Annotated in this window: 18 protein-coding genes; 9 read left to right on the top strand and 9 right to left on the bottom strand. The window is 69.5% G+C overall.

Annotated elements, in window-relative coordinates:
• Positions 1-90: 90 nt before the first annotated feature.
• From ACI3KU_RS07940 to ACI3KU_RS07915, 6 genes are read right to left on the bottom strand one after another with little or no spacing between them, the layout of a single operon-like run.
• Positions 91-861, bottom strand: a complete 771-nt coding sequence (locus tag ACI3KU_RS07940) for an SDR family NAD(P)-dependent oxidoreductase (protein WP_404921769.1) — start codon at positions 859-861, stop codon at positions 91-93.
• Position 862: 1 nt separating this feature from the next.
• Positions 863-1,717 (bottom strand): phosphogluconate dehydrogenase C-terminal domain-containing protein, encoded by an 855-nt coding sequence (locus ACI3KU_RS07935; protein WP_404921768.1) that lies wholly within the window; start codon positions 1,715-1,717, stop codon positions 863-865.
• Positions 1,714-2,508 carry a TIM barrel protein gene (locus tag ACI3KU_RS07930; protein WP_404921767.1) on the bottom strand — a complete coding sequence of 265 codons (795 nt, stop codon included), beginning with the start codon at positions 2,506-2,508 and terminating at the stop codon, positions 1,714-1,716. Before ACI3KU_RS07930 ends, ACI3KU_RS07935 begins: the two co-directional genes overlap by 4 nt.
• Positions 2,505-3,269 (bottom strand): triose-phosphate isomerase family protein, encoded by a 765-nt coding sequence (locus tag ACI3KU_RS07925; RefSeq protein WP_404921766.1) that lies wholly within the window; start codon positions 3,267-3,269, stop codon positions 2,505-2,507. The genes ACI3KU_RS07930 and ACI3KU_RS07925 overlap by 4 nt, the downstream gene beginning before the upstream one ends.
• Entirely contained in the window at positions 3,269-3,739 is a 471-nt protein-coding gene (locus ACI3KU_RS07920; RefSeq protein WP_404921765.1) for a ribose-5-phosphate isomerase, read from the bottom strand. Before ACI3KU_RS07920 ends, ACI3KU_RS07925 begins: the two co-directional genes overlap by 1 nt.
• Before the next feature lies 1 nt (position 3,740).
• A complete protein-coding gene (locus tag ACI3KU_RS07915; protein ID WP_404921764.1) occupies positions 3,741-5,468 on the bottom strand; it encodes a dihydroxyacetone kinase family protein in 1,728 nt (575 codons plus the stop codon).
• A gap of 156 nt (positions 5,469-5,624) precedes the next feature.
• Here ACI3KU_RS07915 and ACI3KU_RS07910 point away from each other — a divergent pair, with 156 nt between their 5' ends.
• On the top strand, positions 5,625-6,356 hold the full coding sequence (locus ACI3KU_RS07910) for a FadR/GntR family transcriptional regulator (RefSeq protein WP_404921763.1): 732 nt from the start codon (positions 5,625-5,627) through the stop codon (positions 6,354-6,356).
• A gap of 146 nt (positions 6,357-6,502) precedes the next feature.
• Here ACI3KU_RS07910 and ACI3KU_RS07905 read toward each other — a convergent pair whose 3' ends face one another.
• Positions 6,503-7,576: a M24 family metallopeptidase gene (locus ACI3KU_RS07905; protein ID WP_404921762.1), complete on the bottom strand. Its 1,074-nt coding sequence runs from the start codon at positions 7,574-7,576 to the stop codon at positions 6,503-6,505.
• A 73-nt stretch (positions 7,577-7,649) separates the two neighbouring features.
• A complete protein-coding gene (locus tag ACI3KU_RS07900; RefSeq protein WP_404921761.1) occupies positions 7,650-9,038 on the bottom strand; it encodes a family 43 glycosylhydrolase in 1,389 nt (462 codons plus the stop codon).
• A 157-nt stretch (positions 9,039-9,195) separates the two neighbouring features.
• Between ACI3KU_RS07900 and ACI3KU_RS07895 the strand changes: the two genes are divergently transcribed.
• Genes ACI3KU_RS07895 through ACI3KU_RS07875 form a run of 5 tightly spaced genes read left to right on the top strand, consistent with a single transcriptional unit; the run spans position 9,196 to position 13,971 of the window.
• Positions 9,196-10,527: an ABC transporter substrate-binding protein gene (locus ACI3KU_RS07895; RefSeq protein WP_404921760.1), complete on the top strand. Its 1,332-nt coding sequence runs from the start codon at positions 9,196-9,198 to the stop codon at positions 10,525-10,527.
• Positions 10,528-10,576: 49 nt separating this feature from the next.
• Positions 10,577-11,536, top strand: a complete 960-nt coding sequence (locus ACI3KU_RS07890) for a carbohydrate ABC transporter permease (protein ID WP_404921759.1) — start codon at positions 10,577-10,579, stop codon at positions 11,534-11,536.
• A complete protein-coding gene (locus ACI3KU_RS07885) occupies positions 11,533-12,453 on the top strand; it encodes a carbohydrate ABC transporter permease (RefSeq protein WP_404921758.1) in 921 nt (306 codons plus the stop codon). The genes ACI3KU_RS07890 and ACI3KU_RS07885 overlap by 4 nt, the downstream gene beginning before the upstream one ends.
• A 3-nt stretch (positions 12,454-12,456) precedes the next feature.
• A complete protein-coding gene (locus tag ACI3KU_RS07880; RefSeq protein WP_404921757.1) occupies positions 12,457-13,056 on the top strand; it encodes a hypothetical protein in 600 nt (199 codons plus the stop codon).
• A gap of 21 nt (positions 13,057-13,077) precedes the next feature.
• Positions 13,078-13,971 (top strand): nucleoside hydrolase, encoded by an 894-nt coding sequence (locus ACI3KU_RS07875; RefSeq protein WP_404921756.1) that lies wholly within the window; start codon positions 13,078-13,080, stop codon positions 13,969-13,971.
• A gap of 14 nt (positions 13,972-13,985) precedes the next feature.
• Here ACI3KU_RS07875 and ACI3KU_RS07870 read toward each other — a convergent pair whose 3' ends face one another.
• Positions 13,986-15,005, bottom strand: coding sequence for a LacI family DNA-binding transcriptional regulator (locus ACI3KU_RS07870; RefSeq protein WP_404921755.1), 1,020 nt, complete (start codon positions 15,003-15,005; stop codon positions 13,986-13,988).
• Positions 15,006-15,177: 172 nt separating this feature from the next.
• On the opposite strand from ACI3KU_RS07870, the gene ACI3KU_RS07865 reads away from it, so the two are divergent.
• The 3 genes from ACI3KU_RS07865 to ACI3KU_RS07855 are packed head-to-tail and all read left to right on the top strand — an operon-like array spanning position 15,178 to position 18,202.
• Positions 15,178-16,191, top strand: coding sequence for an NAD-dependent epimerase/dehydratase family protein (locus ACI3KU_RS07865; protein WP_404921754.1), 1,014 nt, complete (start codon positions 15,178-15,180; stop codon positions 16,189-16,191).
• Positions 16,188-17,114: a 5-dehydro-4-deoxyglucarate dehydratase gene (locus ACI3KU_RS07860; RefSeq protein ID WP_404921753.1), complete on the top strand. Its 927-nt coding sequence runs from the start codon at positions 16,188-16,190 to the stop codon at positions 17,112-17,114. The genes ACI3KU_RS07865 and ACI3KU_RS07860 overlap by 4 nt, the downstream gene beginning before the upstream one ends.
• On the top strand, positions 17,111-18,202 hold the full coding sequence (locus ACI3KU_RS07855; protein WP_404921752.1) for a mandelate racemase/muconate lactonizing enzyme family protein: 1,092 nt from the start codon (positions 17,111-17,113) through the stop codon (positions 18,200-18,202). Before ACI3KU_RS07860 ends, ACI3KU_RS07855 begins: the two co-directional genes overlap by 4 nt.
• Positions 18,203-18,233 lie beyond the last annotated feature (31 nt).

Here is an 18,233-nt window from a genome sequence, read left to right as displayed (position 1 = left end):
CTCTCTCTCGCTCCCTCGCGAGACACCCAAGCAAGTCCGAGAAACCCCGCGTTGCAGGGTTTCTCGGACTTGCTTGGGTTTCTCGGGGCGTTAGAGGGTGGTCATGCCGCCGTCGACGGCGAACAGGGCGCCGGTGGCGAACGCGGAGTCGTCGCTGGCGAGGAACACCATCACACCGGACACGTCATCGGGCGCTCCGGCGCGCCCCATCGGAATGCGACCGATGATGGCGGCGCGTGCCTCGGGATCGGTGGTGATGGTGGTCACCAGGCCCGTCTCGGTGTAGGCGGGAACTACGGTGTTGACGCGTATGCCGTCACGAGCATATGCGGCCGCCACCGTGCGCCCGAGGCCATGAATGCCGGCCTTCGACGCGCTGTACGCGGTGAAGTCGGCCCCTTCGCCGTTCAGGCCCGTGGGGCTGCCGGTGAGGATGATCGATCCGCCGTCGTGCTCCAGCATCGTGCGCACCGCGTGCTTCACGGTGAGGAACGTGCCGGTGAGGTTGATGTCGATCGTGCGGCGCCAGACGTCCAGGTCGAGCACCGCCGCCTTCGCGTCCTGGCCGAACAGCTGCACGCCGGCGTTGGCGACCACGACGTTCGGTGCCCAGCCGTCGGCTGCCACCTGGTCGAACGCGGCGGCGACGGTCGCCTCGTCGGACACGTCGCAGACGACCGCGCGAGCCGCGTCGCCGATGGCGTCGGCAGCGGACTGCGCGGCAGCAGCATCGCGGTCCGCGATGATGACACGCGCTCCCTCATGCGCGAAGCGTTCTGCGACCGCCCGTCCGATGCCCGCCCCCGCCCCGGTGATGAGTGCGGTCTTGCCGGCGAGGCGCCCGTTCCCCGTATTCGTCATGTCAGCGGACGATCTCGTCGAGGTGCAGCATGCGTGCGAGGTTACGGTCCAGCTCGTCATCGCGGAAGATCTTCTTCCAGTCCTCCTTGATGATCGACTCGCGACCGTAGTCCATCGCGATCAGGCATGCGTCGGAGAACGGGTTGTCGCCGCGCAGGCCGTTCGCGAGCGCCACCTGGGTGTGGCCGTACAGGATGCTGCGCGCGGCGGCCTCCGGAACACCCATCGTGTGGATGGCCTCCTGAAGCGCCTCGTTCAGCAGTGAGCCGATCATGCAGGCGACCGTCTCCACCAGCGTGGGCTCCAGCTGAGCCAGCTGCTTGACGGTGACCCAGTGCACGTCGATGACAGGGGCATAGATCGCGCGCACGGTCGCCTCGACGATCGCCTTCTTGGCGGGATCATCCGACTCGACGGCGGCGATGGCGTCCTGGGGCGCCGCGATGCCGCCGAACGTGTCAGCCCACTCCTCCTTCGTGGTGCGCTCCAGGAACACCGAGGGGTGGCAGGGGTGCGCGACGGCCTGGATGACGTCCTCACGCGTGGCCAGCAGGCCCGCGTAGGCGGCGGCCGGGTCCAGCGTGAGCACGATCGCGCCGGGCTGCAGCTGCGGGACGACCTCGGCAGTCACGGCGCCGAGGGCGAGGTCCGGAACCGCCAGCACGACGATCTCGGCGTCGGTGACGGCGTCGGCCAGCTCGGTGAGCTCGCGGCCCGCGGCCAGGGTGCGCTCGCGCCCCGCGGGAGAGGTCTCCACGTAGCTGACGGCATGGTCGGTGCGGACCAGGTTGTTGGACACGCGCATGCCCATCTTGCCGCCCGCGCCGACGACGGCGATCCGGTAGCTCTCGGTCATGATGTGCTCCTCAGGTGTTCGAGTGTGATGCGGGTCCACTCCCGCTCGGTTCGGATGGTGGTCTCGGGATCGCCCTGCCAGCTCAGCCAGTGCTCGACGATCTCGTTCGCGCCGCGCTCGCGCGGACGCACGGTGCGCAGCAGGTGGTCGTAGTCGTGGAGGCCGATGCCCATCGGGGCGCCGCCGTAGGTGAAGCCCACCCAGCCCGGCATGCGGGCGAAGGCGAAGTCCTTCACGTGCACGTTGCGGACGAACGGGGCGGCCAGCTCCACGCAGTCACGGGGGTTCTCGAGTCGCGCCACGACGTTGGCGGGGTCCAGGCAGATGCCGAGATTTCCGCTGTCGACGCGGGATACCAGCCCGACGAGATCGGCGGTGCTCACCTGCTCGTAGGTCTCCAGCGCCAGCTCGACGCCCGCGTTCTCGTAGTCGCCGATCACCGCGCGCAGCGACTCCTCCGCCTGCGCCAGCGTGGGCCTGCTGTCGGGCCCGTACAGCATGCTGCGCACGAGGCGGGCATCGAAGACCTCGGCGAGGCGGAGGAAGCTCGTGAGCAGCCCGGTGCCGACTCCCTTCGTGCCCAGCTCGATCGTCACTCCGAGGTCGCGGGCCGCAGCGGCGGCATCGGCGAGTTCGCGGGCGGACATGGTCAGCAGCGGCGCGTAGTCACAGATCTGGAATAGCTCGACGCCCTGCTCCCGAGTGTCCGCCAGCGCGCCGATGAGGCTGAGCGGCTCGGGGACTTCCGTCGAGTGCTGCCAGAAGTAGGCATAGGTGCCGAGCCCGATCACGCGTCGGCTCCCGTCGCGAGAGCGAAGGCTTCATCGATCACCGCGAGGAAGGCAGCAGGGTCGTGGGCGAAGCGCCCGAGGAAGAGGCCATCGGCGTCGCCGTTCAGCTCCGTCAGCAGCCCCGGACCGGCCGATCCGCCGTAGATCACGGCCGATCCCGCTCGATCCGGGTCCGCCGCCAGCAGCTCGCGCAGCGCGCGGGTCACCACGCGGATGTGGTCGGTGGGAGCGGGCTCCGCAGCGCCGATCGCCCACACCGGCTCGTACGCCAGGATCACGGGACCCGCGGGCGCGTCGCGCAGCGCGGCGTGCAGCTGCGCGGCGGCCGCGGCGGCAGCATCCGTCGGCGACAAGCGCTCCGTCTCGCCAAGGCACAGCACCGGGCTGATGTCGTGGCGGAGCGCGGCAGCGCACTTGCGTGCCGAGGAGGCGTCGTCCTCAGCGAACAGGCGTCGCCGTTCCGCATGGCCGATCTCGGCGACGGACACCCCCACCTCCGCGAGCTCCGCCGCTGACACCTCGCCGGTGAAGGCGCCCGTCTCGGCCTCGGCCACGTCCTGGGCTCCGATGCGAACGTCGGTTCCGGCGAACGCGCGGACGGCGGGAAGCACCTGCAGGTAGGTCGGGATGACGAAGACGTCGACGAGGCCCGCGCGAAGCGCCGGGTGCTCGCGCAGTCGCGCGGCGACGTCGGTGAACCACGCCTCGGCCTGCGCATGCCCGAAGTACATCTTCAGGCTGACGCCCACGGTCATCGGCATCAGCAGGATCCGGTGCTCTCGTACTCGCCGATGACCGCGACCTTCTCCGCCGACGCCGACGTGGGGTCGAACCGATATGTCAGCCACTCGCGCACGAGGCGGCGTGCCAGTTCGATGCCGATGACGCGCTGTCCCATCGTGAGCACCTGAGCGTCGTTGGAGAGGACACTGCGCTCGACGGAGAACGAGTCGTGCGCGGTGACCGCGCGGATGCCGGTCACCTTGTTGGCGGCGATCGCGACGCCGAGGCCCGTGCCGCAGATGAGCAGGGCACGATCGGCATCGCCACGGGCGACCAGTTCGGCTGCGGCGATGGCCACCTTCGGATACGGCGTGTGACCGTCGGCGTCCACGCCCACGTCCACGAGCTGGGAGACCAGCGCGCTGCTCTCCAGATCCTTCTTCAGGATCTCCTTGTAATCGAAGCCGGCGTCGTCGCAGCCGATCACGATGCGCAGGGGCTCGGTCATGTCAGTCCTCCTCGCGATCGGTCAGCAGAGTGCCGATCGCTGTCACGATGAGGGCGAGCGAGTGCGCGCCCGGGTCGGGGGTGCCGAGTGAGCGCTCGGCGTGCGGACGCGCGCGGCCCATTCTCGGCAGCAGGTCGGCCGTCGCCGCAGCGGCGGCGGTGGCGACGCTGGCGGCGCGGGGCCACGCTGTGCCGAGCGAGGCACCCGTGTCGACGGCCGCGGCGAGTTCGGCGGCGAACGGCACCAGCGCGTCGACCATCGTCTTGTCGCCGATCTGCGCCTTGCCGTAGTCGGTCACCCCGCGCGATCCGGCTGCGACTCCCGCGGCCACGGCGGCCGCTCGCGGCGTTCCGGAGTCGGTGAGGGCGCGCGAAACGGCGGTGAGAATGACGCCCCACAGCGCGCCGGAGGTGCCGCCGGCACGATCCGACCAGGCGTCGGCGGCGCGGAGCAGGGTGGTCCCGGCTCCCGCGCCGGCGCGCTGCGCGGCCTGCGCCGCCGCCAGTGCGGCATGTGAGCCGCGCTGCATGCCGATGCCGTGGTCGCCGTCCCCGGCGATGGCGTCGATGCGGCCCAGTTCGCCGACGTGCTCGTCGACGGTGGCGACGATGCTTGCCACCGCGCGGACCACCAGGTCGGCCACGGCGCGCGAGGCGTCATCGGCTTCCGGCACCTCCGCGGCGGCCTCCTCGACGGTCGAGGCGGCTGCGCGCTGCTGGGCGGCCACCGCGCCGCGACGGTACGCGGGGGCGTCGACGGGCGCGTCCCAGAGTGCTGCCAGCTCGTCGTCCAGCCAGAACAGGGTGAGCGAGGTGCCCGCCATGTCAAAGCTCGTGCAGTACTCGCCCACGTGCGGGTCGATGATCTCGACGCCGGCGTCCGTCAGCAGCTGCGCCACGCGGCGGTAGACGACGAACATCTCCTCGTACTTCAGCGATCCGAGCCCGTTCAGGATCGGCACGACCCGAGCGCCCACGATCTCCACGTCGTCGGGGACCTCCCGGAGCAGGCGGGAGACGAGCAGCTCGGCCAGCTCGTCGGCGGTGGGGATGTCGGTTTCATCGATGCCGGGTTCGCCGTGGATGCCGAGGCCCACCGCCATCCGTCCGGCGGGAACCGTGAACAGCGGCTCCGGTGCGCCCGGAAGGGTGCATCCGGAGAACGCTACGCCGAAGGAGCGCGTCCGGTCGTTGGCGTGGCGGGCCACGCGTGCCACGTCCGCAAGGTCCGCGCCCGACGCCGCGGCTGCGCCCGCGATTCGGAACACGGTCAGATCGCCCGCGATGCCGCGGCGGCGGTGCCGTTCGGCGGGGGAGGCCGATGAGATGTCATCGGTGACGACGACGCTCTCGCAGGCGATTCCCTCGGCGCGCAGACGCTCCTGGGCAGCATCGAAGTTCAGCACGTCTCCGGCGTAGTTGCCGTAGCTCAGCAGCACGCCAGCACCGGACTCGGCCTGTCGCGCCACCGCGTGCACCTGCTGCGTGGACGGGGAAGCGAAGAGGTTGCCCATCGCGGCGCCGTGCGCGAGTCCCGGACCCACCAGCCCGCCGAACGCGGGATAGTGACCGGATCCGCCGCCGACCACGAGCGCCACCTGGCCGTCGGGGATCACCGTGCTGCGGATCACGCCGCCGGACACGCGCTGAACGTAGCGCTCGTTGGCCGCAACGAACCCGTCGATCATCTCGTCGGTGAAATCCGCCGGCTCGTTCCATAACCGGGTCATCGCATCGCCGTCCTCGGGCGAGTCGTTGCTCGGGACGTGCGGCGATGCACGGCTCCGCTCGATGCAGTGTCCACGTCGACTCCATTCGTGATGTCGGGCACAAGTTTGGCAAACCGGTTGACCAATTGCAAGGCGGCAGCGGGGTAGGTTTTACGCATGCCCGCCTACTCGGACAACTCCACCGACTCGATTGCCGCCGCTCTGAGCGCGCTGCCCTCGGGCACGCCGGTCTCCGAAGTGGCGCGGCGCCTGCTGGATCTGTTCACGTCTGGCGAGATCTCTCCCGGCACGCGGCTTCCGCCCGAGCGCCAGCTGGCGGCGACGCTGGAGGTGGGCCGATCCGCGGTGCGAGAAGCGCTCGCCGCGCTGGAGATCCTGGGCATCGTCGACGTGCGTCCGGGCTCGGGCACCTACCTGCGCGGCGAGGCCAGCGAACTGCTGCCGCAGACTCTGCGCTGGGGTCTGCTGATCGGCGAGCGCAACACTCGGCAGCTGCTGGAGCTGCGTGAAGGGCTGGAGATCTACGTCGCCCGCCTGGCCGCCCAGCGTGCCGACGACGACGCGGTCACCCGTCTCGACGCCGACATCGCCCGGATGCAGGACGCGCGTGATGACCTCGCGGCGTTCGCCCGCGCCGACCTCGACTTTCATCACCAGCTCGCGCAGACCGCGGACAACGACACCGTCACCGATCTGTTGCACGTGGTGCGCTCGCTGCTGCAGGTGTACGCCGATCGGGCGGTGCGCGACCCGGCCCACGCCGAGGTGGCCATTCGCGAGCACGAGGACATCCTCACCGCGGTGCGCCGACGAGACTCGGATGCCGCGGCATCTGCGATGGCGGCGCACATGGCCACCGCCGCGATCCGCCTCAGCGAGGCATCCTGAGCGGAGGAGATTTCGCCCAACGCGGGGCGTTCTGGCCAATTCCGTCCTCGTTTGGCGTCAATCTCCTCCGCTCGTGACCGGGATGGTCAATCTCCTCCGCTCGTGACCGGGATGGTCAATCTCTTCCGCTCGCGACCGGGTAGCGGTCACAGCTCCAGTTCGTCGGGGCGTTCCAGCCCTTCGTGCCGCGACGTGGGCCACGAAGGATCCAGGGTCAGCACGCGCACGCGTCCGGCCGAGATCAGGACGGTGTCCTCGATCTTCGCGCCGGGTGCACTCGGGTTCCACGTGAAGGCCTGACCGTCCTGCAGGAGTTCGTCGAGCCCGGGGGTCGCACGGGGATCGCGTCCGTTGTAGCCTGCGGCACCCCCTTGATGGTGCCGCTGCCACTCGTCGGCCGCGAAGCCGGCGCGCTCATACGCGGTGGCTCCCGTCGCCAGGATCTCCCCGAAGGATCGACCGGGCACGGACGCGGTGAAGAAGGCGGCCTCGACATCGCGGATGCGTGTGTTCGCGTCGCGCTCGGCGGCGGTGGCAGGGCGAAACCGCACCCAGCGGGTCAGGTTGGCGATCAGCCCGTGTCGTCGTCCGCACACGACGGCCATCGCCCGCGACCCCACGGGCGCGGCGGTGGGAAGAGGGTGACGGTGGGGGAGTCGTCCCTCGCCTGCCACCAGGAGCACGACAGGTTCGATGCCCCGCTGCCACAGTTCTGCGGCGAGGCGTGCGGCGATCGCCCGCTCGGACTCGGCGGGATCGGCGGCGGCGAGTGCAGCGGTCATGGCGGTGGCGGCGTCAGTGCTGAGGCGGGCGTAGCGCTCGGTCTCCGCGGGAAGGAGCACTCCGCGCGCGGCACGCAGCTCGGCAGCCAGCGCACGCTCGTCGGCGTCATCGGGTGCGGCATCGACCAGGGTGCCATGCCAGGGCACATGCTCGACGTCGAGGCCGGCCGGGAGCTCTTCTGCGATGAGGCGGTCGGCCTCATTCGTGAACACCCGAACGCGATCCCCGTCAGGGCTGATGCGAACGGCCAGCACGGGATCGCCGAGGGGGCCCACCTGCACGCGTGAGCCATCCAAGTACCAGCTCAGTGCCGCCGGAGAAGTGAGCCAGACGGCACCGGTTCCGGTGCCGTCGAGGATATCCAGCACACGCTGCTGCTTCACCGCGCGGTCACGGGCGGACGGCGGGAGCGTGGGGTAGAGGTCGAGGCTCGCCATCACAGTTCGGCCTCCAGCGGGCTGAACACGGCGGGCCCTGACAGGGCGAGCGTACGGGTGCGGTCGTGAGTCTTCATCGCAGTTCGGTCTCCAGCGGGCTGAACACCGCGGGCTCTGAACCACGCGCGGCGAAGGTCAGCTCGGCACCGGTCCAGCGGCGCGGAGTGAGCGCGACGGCAGTGCCGAAGGGAGCGCCATCGAGGTGGAATGTGGCATCCGTCAGACCCCAGACGATCGCGACGGCGACGGGATAGGCGGCAGTGGCGGTGTGCTCACCGAGGCGGATTCGCGCCGTTCCCGATGCCTCACCGGGTTCCACGACGAGCGTGGCACCCGGATCGTCGCCCACCGCGATCTCGGCGTTGCCGGAGCGCACGCCCAGTGATGTTCGCCGCCAGCGCGCGTCCACGGCGAGCCCCAGGGTCGCGGCCGGGTGCGGATGGATCACGAAGCCGGCAGCGCTCGCGTCGGCGATCAGCGCGGAGGGGAGCGCGCCACGACCGAACCAGTCCGGCCCTGGAGCCGACGAAGGGATATCCGGTGCCACATCGCGCGCGTCCCCGTGTGCGGTCACCGGCTCGGCCGGACCGCCGTCTACCGCTCGGCCGATCAGCGGCCAGCCGTCCTCGCCCCAGCGCAGTGGCTGCAGGTGCAGGATTCGACCGTGTACGGGCGTCGCTTGGAAATGCAGGAACCACTCGTGCCCGTCATGTCCACGCACCCAGGCCCCTTGGTGGGGTCCGTTCACCGGGGATTCCCCCTGCTCGAGCACGATGCGGTGCTCCCAGTCGGAGGCCAGGATGGACGATGCGCGAAAGGCATACTGCCAGCCCTCGGCCACCCCGCCGGCCGGAGCGAACACCCAGACCTCGCCGCCGCGACGGGAGACTTTCGGACCCTCCAAGACGCTGCAGCCGGGTACGCGATCGCCGTCGATGAGAATCCGCGGCACCCCGGTGGCGTGGTTCAGCGTGGGATCGACCTCGACGACGTCGAGGCGGTTGTTGAAGCCGGCGCGGGAGCGAGCGTAGGCGTGGACCAGATAGGCGCGGCCGTCCTCATCCCAGAACGGACACGGATCGATGAGCCCGCGTCCCGCGATGATCGTGCGTGGCGGAGACCAGGGTCCGCTGAGCCGTGGTGCGCTCACCGCGAGGATGCCGCGATCCGGGTCCCCCCACACCACGTGGAGCAGCCCGTCGTGTTCGCGGATGGCGGGTGCCCACACGCCACCGTCGTCGGCGGCGTCGGGGCGTGCGCCGCCGGCGTGTCCGACGCTCCGCCAGCTCACGAGGTCCTCCGAGAACCACAGCGGAAGTCCCGGTGTGCGATCGAAACTGGACGCCACCATCGCGTACCCGCCGTCCGTCAGCGCGATGACGTCGGGGTCGGGCACATCTCGCGCGACGATCGGGTTCCGATAGGGCGGCACCGGGCGACTCCGGGGTGAATGCGTCGACACGTCTCTCCTTCGAGGGGCATCGCGGGGTGTTGGTCTCACCGCGATTGCCTGCTACAGTACCCCAGAAACCGGTTTCTCACGCTCCTGACTCAGGACGATGAACAACTCTGGCTCGACAGAGAAACCGGTTACCGATTCCACTCGACGAGGAGTAGCAATGACAGCAACGGGTACCGGCGCCGCCTGGCGTCGATGGACGGCGGGCGCGGCTGCGGCCGGTCTCGCGGTGGCTCTCACCGCATGCGCATCGAACGCGGCACCGGCCGACGACGCGTCCGGCGAGGCGGGTGGATCGGGTGACGAAAAGGTCACGATCTCCTTCCAGTGGTGGGGCAACGACGAGCGCGCCGCACTGACCGAGAAGGCGATCGACCTGTTCGAGGAGCGCAACCCCAACATCACCGTGCAGACCTCGTTCTCCACGATCGACGCGTACATCCCCAAGCTCGCCACGCAGATCGCGTCGGGAAGCGCCCCTGACCTCTTCCTGATGCCGATGGAGACGGTCAAGGAGTACGCGTCGAAGGGAGCGGCTCTCGATCTTGCGCCCTACATCGGCTCGGTGATCGCGGTTGATGACATCAGCGAGGCCACGCAGAAGATCGGCGTGGTGGACGGCACCACCTACGGCTTCACGCTCGGCACCGCCACCAACGCCTTCGTGTACAACCCCACGGTGTGGAAGGCTGCCGGCGCCACGCTGCCGTCCGGCAGCTTCACCTGGGAGGACCTGCTGGAGGCGGGAAAGAAGATCCGCGCAAACACCGACGGGAAGGTCGCCGCGATCAGCGACCCGGGCGGTTACATCGCCTGGTTCGCCACCTGGGTCAACCAGAACGGCGGCTCCGGCTGGACGGAGGACGGCAAGCTCGGCTTCACCCAGGCGGACCTGGAGAGGTGGTTCACGCTGATGCAGGACCTGCGCGATGCGGGCGCGACCACGGACGCGGAGACCACGTCCACGATCGATCAGAGCATGCAGAACTCGGGTCTGGCGCGTGGCGTCTCGGCCGGCGAGTTCGCCGCCGCATCCCTCACCGGAGCGTACGCCGACACCCTCGGCGCGGAGAACGTGGCACTGGCCCCGCTGCCGAGCGACACCGACAACCTCGCGCTCAGCATGGCGGGCACCAACGTCGCCGCCATCTCCTCGAAGTCCAAGCACCCGGAGCAGACCGCCCAGTTCCTCAACTTCCTCATCAACGACCCCGATGCGGCGGACATCCTGCGCCTGACCCGCGGTATCCCGCTGAACGCGAAGAACTACGAGGCCATCACGGCGGATCTCACCGGCGCCGACAAGGAGGTCGGCGATTTCGTTCAGGAGTACTCCGAGCGCTTCGTGGACCCCGACCCGCTGGCGCCTCCGGGGGCTGCCACCATCCCGGCCGACTTCACGCTGGCCTACGAGAACGTCATCTTCGGCCAGATGTCCATCAAGGACGCCGCCGCAGACCTCTTCTCGAAGTTCGAAGCGACCATCAAGTGACCGCGTGCGGCCGGGCGCGAGCCCGGCCGCACGACTCTAAGGAGGCGCGATGAGCGCAACAGCTGTGGCGAGACGGCGTGCTCCGGCCGCCGGTCGCGGAACGGGAGCGCCGACGCGACGCCCCGCGAGGGGATACCAGAACGCGGCCTGGGTGTTCCTGTCCCCGTGGATCATGGGGGCAGCGCTGCTGACCGTGGGGCCGATGGTGGCATCGCTGGTGCTCTCCTTCACGAACTACGACATGTTCGGTGCTCCCACCTTCATCGGGTTCGCCAACTACGAGCGGATGTTCTTCGAGGATCCGCGCTTCTGGCGTTCGGTGGGCGTCACCCTGAACTACGTGCTGGTGGCCGTGCCGATCAAGCTGGCGCTGGCCCTGTGCATCGCGCTGCTGCTCAACCGCCCGCGACGCGGGCAGGGCTTCTACCGCTCCGCGTTCTATCTGCCGTCTTTGCTCGGAGGTTCGGTGGCCGTCGCCCTGGTGTGGCGCGCGCTGTTCTCCCGCGAGGGCGCCGTGGATGAGATGCTCTCCGGTGTCGGGGTGAACCTCGGCGGCTGGATCTCCAACCCGTCGATGTCGCTCTACGTGCTGGTCACGCTGGCGGTCTGGCAGTTCGGCGCTCCCATGGTCATCTTCCTCGCCGGCCTCAAGCAGGTTCCGGGGGAACTCTACGATGCGGCATCGGTGGACGGGGCGGGGCGCTGGCGCACGTTCTGGTCGGTGACCTGGCCGATGCTCTCACCCGTGCTGTTCTTCAACCTGGTGCTGGAGATGATCGGCGCGTTCCAGGCGTTCACGGGGGCGTACGTGGTCTCCGGTGGCCGGGGCGGTCCGATCGACTCGACGCTGTTCTTCACGCTCTACCTCTACGACCGCGCGTTCACCGCGATGGACATGGGCTACGCCTCGGCGATGGCGTGGTTCCTGCTGATCGTGATCGGTGCCGTGACCCTGCTCATCTTCCGCTCATCGACGCGTTGGGTGCACTACTCGGGAGACGAATCATGACCGCTGTGCTCGGCGATTCCACCAGTACGGACACCGCCGTGGCGATCGGGGTTCCCCCGCAGCTCGCTCGTCGTCGCCCCACCCGTTCGCGGGTGGGATCGGTGCTCTGGCACGTGATCTGCCTGGTGATCCTGGCGGTTCTCCTGTATCCGGTGATCTGGCTGCTGGGCTCCAGCTTCAAGCCGGGCACCGAGATCCTGGCCAACCCCAGCCCCATCCCGTGGCAGGTGACCTTCGAGAACTACGCCACCGCGCTGCAGGGGGTCGGGCCGCTCAGCCTCTGGCAGCTGTTCCTCAACTCGATGACGATCTCCACCCTCACGGTCATCGGCAACGTGTTCAGCTGCGCGCTCGCGGCCTACGCGTTCGCGCGTCTGAAGTTCCGTGCGCGCGGAGCTCTGTTCGCCTTCATGATCATGACGATCATGCTGCCGATGCACGTGGTGCTGATCCCGCAGTTCATCATCTTCAATCAGCTCGGCATGATCGGCACGATCCTGCCGCTGGTGCTGCCGAAGTTCCTCGCCACCGAGGCGTTCTTCGTCTTCCTGATGATGCAGTTCATCCGCGGCATCCCGCGTCAGCTGGATGAGGCGGCGCTGATCGATGGAGCCGGCCCCTTCCGCACCTTCTGGTCGATCATCCTCCCGCTCATGCGGCCATCGCTGGTGACCACCACGATCTTCTCCTTCATCTGGAGCTGGGATGACTTCTTCCCGCAGCTCATCTACTTACAGAACCCGGACACCTACACGCTGCAGCTCGGTCTGCGTCTCTTCGTGGATCAGACCAGTGCCTCCGCGTTCGGCCCGATGTTCGCGATGAGCGTGCTGGCGATTCTCCCCGTGGTGATCTTCTTCGCCATCTTCCAGCGCTATCTGGTGGACGGCATGGCCACCTCCGGGCTGAAGGGCTGACCGGTGGCGCGCACGATGACGCGGCGGCGGGTGCTGACGCCGTACTCGGATGGCTTCCGCCAGTTCAGTGATGTGCTGCTGCTCGGGCTGCTGATCTTCCTCGCGTCCCTCCCCGTCGTGACGGCCTTCGCGGCCCTCACGGCGGGGGTGGACGTGCTGGGGGCTGCGCGGCAGGCGGATGGACCGGTGCGGGCGCGGGCCTTCGGGGTGGCGTTCCTCGGGCGTCTGCGGCGCTGGCTGTCGCACGTGGTGGTGCCGCTGGTCGTGATCGTGCTGCTGGCGGCCGATCTGCTGCTGCTGCCGCTGATCACCTCGAGCACCACGCTCTCCGCGGCGATCGTCGGACTGCTCGCCGCGGCGGCACTGACGGCGGGCGTCCTGTTCGCGGCGATGCTGCATCCCGGAGAGCGGGCGGCGCCGGCGTGGGCTCGCACCGGCGCAGCGCTCGGTCGCGCGCCAGGGGCAGGCGGAATGCTGCTGCTGGCCTCGCTGACGGCCATCGCCCTCGTGGTGATCGCCCCCGTGCTGGCCACCGTGATCGCCGGTCCCTACGCCCTGGCCGTCGTCGCCGTACGGGCACGACTGCCGCAGCGCACCGAATGAACGACGCTCGAAAGGCACCGCATGAAGATCACCGATGACCGCACCCGTCGCGTCATCATCAACTCCGATGTGGCGAACGAAGCGGACGACCAGTTCGCCGTGGTGCACGCCCTGCTTTCGCCGACCCTCGATGTGCGAGGAGTGATCGCGGCGCACTTCGGCACGGGACGTACCGCGATCTCGCAGCAGGAGTCGCGGGCGGAGCTGGAACACCTGGGCCGGCTCCTCGGCGACGCGGTGAGCATCCCGGCCTTCGACGGTGCGCCGCACGCCCTGCCGGATGAGACGACGCCCGTGGACAGCGCGGGGGCGCGACTCATCATCGACGAAGCGCGCCGCAGTGACGCCGGACCGCTGTATCTCGCGTTCCTCGGACCGCTGACGGACCTGGCCTCAGCCCTGCTGCTGGCTCCCGACATCGCCCAGCGTGATGTGGTGCTGATCTGGATCGGCGGCCCGCCCTACGGCGATCTCGTCTCGTTCGGATCCTGGCCCGAGTTCAACCTCCGAAACGACATCGCCGCGGCGAATGTGGTGTTCGACTCCGGCATCGAGATCCGTCAGGTGCCTGCCAACATCTACCGGCTCGTCAACGTGAGCTACGCGGAGCTGCAGGCGCGCGTGGAGCCGCACGGCGCGCTGGGGGAGTACCTCACCCAGCAGGTGCATGACTTCAACGCCGCGCATCACCGCGTCGCCATCGAGTCGCGTTCGCTCGGAGACTCGCCCGCCATCGGGATGATGCTCGAGCCGTGGAGCGCGGTGCTGCGGCGTCAGAGTCCCGTGCGCTTCGCCGCCGACGGCTCCTACGCTCCCAATCCGGTCGGCGGCGACGTGCTGGTCGTGGAGAGCGTGGACACGCGCTTCCTCCTGGAGGACATGTTCGCCAAGCTCGCCGAGCACGCCGCCGGCTGAACGGCCGCGGTGCCTCAGCGCGCCGACGGGCCCGTGCTGTCGCGCTCCTGCAGCTGCCCGCGCAGCCAGACGGTGCCGGTCGCGTCGAAGGGCGGCTGCGTCGGGTCGAGAGCGGGCCGCAGCGCCTGCCAGGCGAGCTCACCCAGCTGGTCCTGCGGCAGGGCGACGGAGGTCAGTGACGGGTGCGCGAAACGCGCGAACGGGATGTCGTCCATGCCGGCCACCGAGATACGCCCCGGTACGTCCACCCCGCGTTCGCGCAGTCCCGAGATGAGTCCGATGGCGACCAGATCGTTGTACGCCATCACCGCGCTGGCACCGGAGGCGAGGGTCGGTCCCACGGCATCGGTGCCGTCACTCAGCGATGGGCCCACCGTCAGCTGCTCGATGCTGAGCTCGGGATGACGTGTCGCCGCTTCCGCGATGGCGCGCACACGCAGCCGGTTGGATGCGCTCGCGATCGGTCCGCCGAGGTACAGCACGCGACGGTGTCCGAGCGCGGCGAGCCGATCGATCACCTGGGTGGTGGCGTCCGCGTAGTCGAGCGCGATCTGCGGTACCGCGACGCCGGCGACGGCACGGTTGACCACCACCACGGGCGACGACTGCGCCAGCACCTCGTTCAGCTCGGCGTCGGGCATACGCGGTGCGCAGAGGACGAGGGCGTCAGTGGCGCGCCGCATCTCCAGCGCCACCTCGCGCTCGGCGTCGGCCTGCTCGCCGGTATCTGCCACGAGGACCCGCTTGCCGTCTCGGCCGGCAGCGCGGGTGACACCGGACAGGATCGCCTGGAACATCGGGTTGCCGAGGTCGGGGACCACCACACCGACGGTGTTCGTGCGGCCGAGCGAGAGGTTGCGGGCGGTGACGCTGGGTCGGTAGCCGAGCTCGGCGATCGTCCGCTCCACGCGTGCCGCGATATCGCGATCCACCGTGGCCAGGCCGTTGAGCACGCGGGACACCGTGGCTCGGGACACCCCCGCGGCGGTGGCGACGTCGCCGATGGTCACGGCCTGTGCGGACTGCGCGGCCATCGCGGCTCCTCCCCGGGGCGATGACCCCGTGTGCATGCCCGTCAGGGCGCAAGCTTAGCCCGATCGTCACCGCGGGTTGGCGTGGCGGGTGGAGAGCGCTATGGTGTGAGAAACCGGTTTCTTGGCTCATCGAGTCGACGGTCAGCGACAGGGTCGCAGCGAAGGAGCTCGAATGCGCGTCATGGTCACCGGAGGGCGGGGCCGACTCGGCCGCACCGTCGTGCAGGTGCTGCACGAGCGCGGACACGCGGTGGTCAGCGTCGATCGGGCCGGCGCCGAGACCGCCCCGGAGGCGACCACCGACGATGAGCCCCGCTTCCGCGCCGTCGACCTGCAGCAGCGCGATGCCCTGCGTGCCCTCGTCGCCGAGGAGCGGCCCGAGGCGATTGTGCATCTTGCGGCCATCGCCGTGCCGTTCTCCCGTCCCGAACACGAGATCTTCGCCGTGAACACTTCGATGGCGTTTCAGCTGATGGAGGCGGCCGTGGACTTCGGCGTCGCTCGCGTGCTGGCGGCATCGTCGCCCACCGTGCTCGGCTATCCGCGTGCTGACTGGAGCCCGGAGCTTCTTCCGCTCAGCGAGGGGACGCCGGTCATGCCCGACAACGCGTACGCGCTCTCCAAGGTCGTAGTAGAGGAGACCGTCCGCATGTTCGCGCGCTCCCACCCCGACCGACTGTTCGGCGCCTTCCGTCCCTGTTACGTGATCGCCCCCGAAGAGTGGGCGGGTGCGCCCACCCAGCAGGGCCACACCATCGTGGATCGCCTGAGGGATCCGCGCCTGTCCGCTGTGGCGCTGTTCAACTATCTCGATGCTCGGGATGCGGCAGCATTCATCGACACCTGGCTCACCGCCGATGTCCCGAACGGCCAGTGCTACTTCGTGGGGGCACCGGACGCCCTCGCCACACGACCGCTTGCCGACCTGCTGCCGGTCACGCGAGGCTACGACAAGGCGATCTGCGCACCCCTCACCGGCACGCTTCCCGCCTTTGACAGCGCTCGCGCCGCCGATGAACTCGGTTGGCGCGCACAGCGCACCTGGCGCACCGAACTCGACCCCCAGACCACCGCGGACATCGACGCCGCGGGCAGTTCCGCCGATCGACGGTTCGGCGATCACACGGAGCAGGACGTCTCGCGCCTCCCCGGCGCTGCGGGACAGAAAGAGAGGACCACGGCATGAGCCAGCAGAGCATCGCATTCGCGGATGGACCCCTGTACTTCCCGGTCACCGCCTTCGGAGCGGACGGTGAGGTCGACCTCGATCGCACGACCGCTCTGATCGAGTCGTCGCTCGAACACGGTCCCGGCGGCGTCTTCCCCGCCTGCGGCACCGGGGAGTTCCACGCGCTGGCACCGGCCGAAGCCATCGCGGTCGCTCGTGCCACCGTGCAGACCGTCAGCGGCGCGGTCCCGGTGCTGCCCGGTGTGGGCGGGCCCGTCGGCGGCGCTGTCGCCGCCGTGCGCGAGCTGGAGGCCAGCGGTGTCGACGGTGTGCTGCTGCTGCCGCCGTACCTCGTCGGCGCCACGCAGGAGGGGCTGTACCGCTACGTCTCCGCGGTGGCGGCCGCCTCCGCGCTGCCGGTGATCATCTACCACCGCGGTACGGCTGCGTACAGCGCCGATACCGTGGCACGGCTCCTGGCCGAACACGAGAACGTCGTGGGGTTCAAGGACGGCATCGGCGACGTCGCGCGCGTTCATGAGATCGTGCTGCGCGCCAGCGAGGTGCGCCCGGGCGTCCAGTTCTTCAACGGGCTGCTCACCGCGGAGGCGAGTCAGTCGGCGTATCACGCGGCCGGCGTTCCGCTCTACTCCTCGGCGGCGTTCGCGATGGCTCCGCACGTGGCGACGGCCTTCTACCGTGCGTACCGCGCGGCGGATACGGCGAGCGTCGAGCGCCTGCTGCGCGGTTTCTACCACCCGCTCGTCCACCTCCGCGACACCACCCCCGGCTACGCCGTCTCGCTGATCAAGGCGGGCCTGCGTCTGCAGGGTGCCGAGGTGGGCGGAGTGCGCGCGCCCCTGGTGGACCCGTCGCCGGAGCACCTGGCCGAGCTGGAGCGCATCCTGGCGGCGGGACACGATCTCGTGGGCATAGCGTGAGCAGCATCGCCGACATCCGCGTGCGCCCGGTGTCGTACCGGATGCCGCGTCCGTGGGTGCCCACGGCGCCGGACATGCACCTGGTGCTGGTGGAGGTCGTCGATACGGACGGTGCCACCGGTACGGGCTTCTCCTGGACGCCCACCATCGGCGTCTCCGCGGTCGCGGCGCTGCTGCGCGATGACATCCGCTCGTTCGCGCTCGGTCGCGGCACCGATCCTCAGGAACTGTGGCCCGAGCTCTGGGTGCACCTGCATGAGGCAGGAGGCGGTGGAGTGACCACCATCGCGATGGCGGGGCTGGACCTCGCCCTGTGGGATCTCGCCGCGCGTCGTCAGGGCACCGGCGTTGCCGGATTGATCGGCCGCCGGCACGAGTCGCTGCCGCTGTACGGTTCGGGCGTGAATCTGCACTACACGGATGACGAGCTTCGGGCACAGGCGCGGCGCTGGGCCGACGCCGGCTACCCGACAGCGAAGGCGAAGGTCGGACATGCCGACACGACGGAGGATCTGCGCCGCATGCGGCTGATCCGCGATGAGCTCGGCGCGGATCGCCGACTCATGATCGACGCCAACCAGCGGTGGAGCCTCGATCGTGCTGAACGCGCTCTGGACGTGCTCGGCGAGCTCGATCCCGCGTGGGTCGAGGAGCCGCTGCGCGCGGACGACATCGCGGGATATCGCGAGCTTCGCCGGCGCACCGATCTGCCGATCGCGATGGGGGAGAACCTGCACACCGTGCACCGCTTCCGCGAGGCGATCGACGCGGGTGTGGATGTGCTCCAACCCAACGTGGTGCGTGTCGGGGGCATCACACCGTTCCGGGAGATCGCGGCCGAATGCGCTGCCGCCGGGGTGACCCTCGCTCCGCACCTGCTGCCGGACCTGTCGACCCAGGTGGCGATGACCCTGGACACCGAGGTGTGGATCGAGGACGTCGAGGACGCCTGGCTCGGCGACCTCGGAGCTCTCGTCGGGCCGGGGCCCGTGCGTCGCGATGCGGAACGTGTCACGGTGGATGATCGGCCCGGATTGGGATTTCACTGGCGAATCCCGCCGCTGTCTCACACCACGCTGCCGTCGTGAACCACCGACATCCGAACCACCTGCATCCGAA

The organism is Microbacterium sp. ZW T5_56 (assembly GCF_044987425.1).
Classification (GTDB): Bacteria; Actinomycetota; Actinomycetes; order Actinomycetales; family Microbacteriaceae; genus Microbacterium.
The sequence above is the reverse complement of the archived record's forward strand: the minus strand, read 5'-3'. Positions and strand labels throughout refer to the sequence as shown.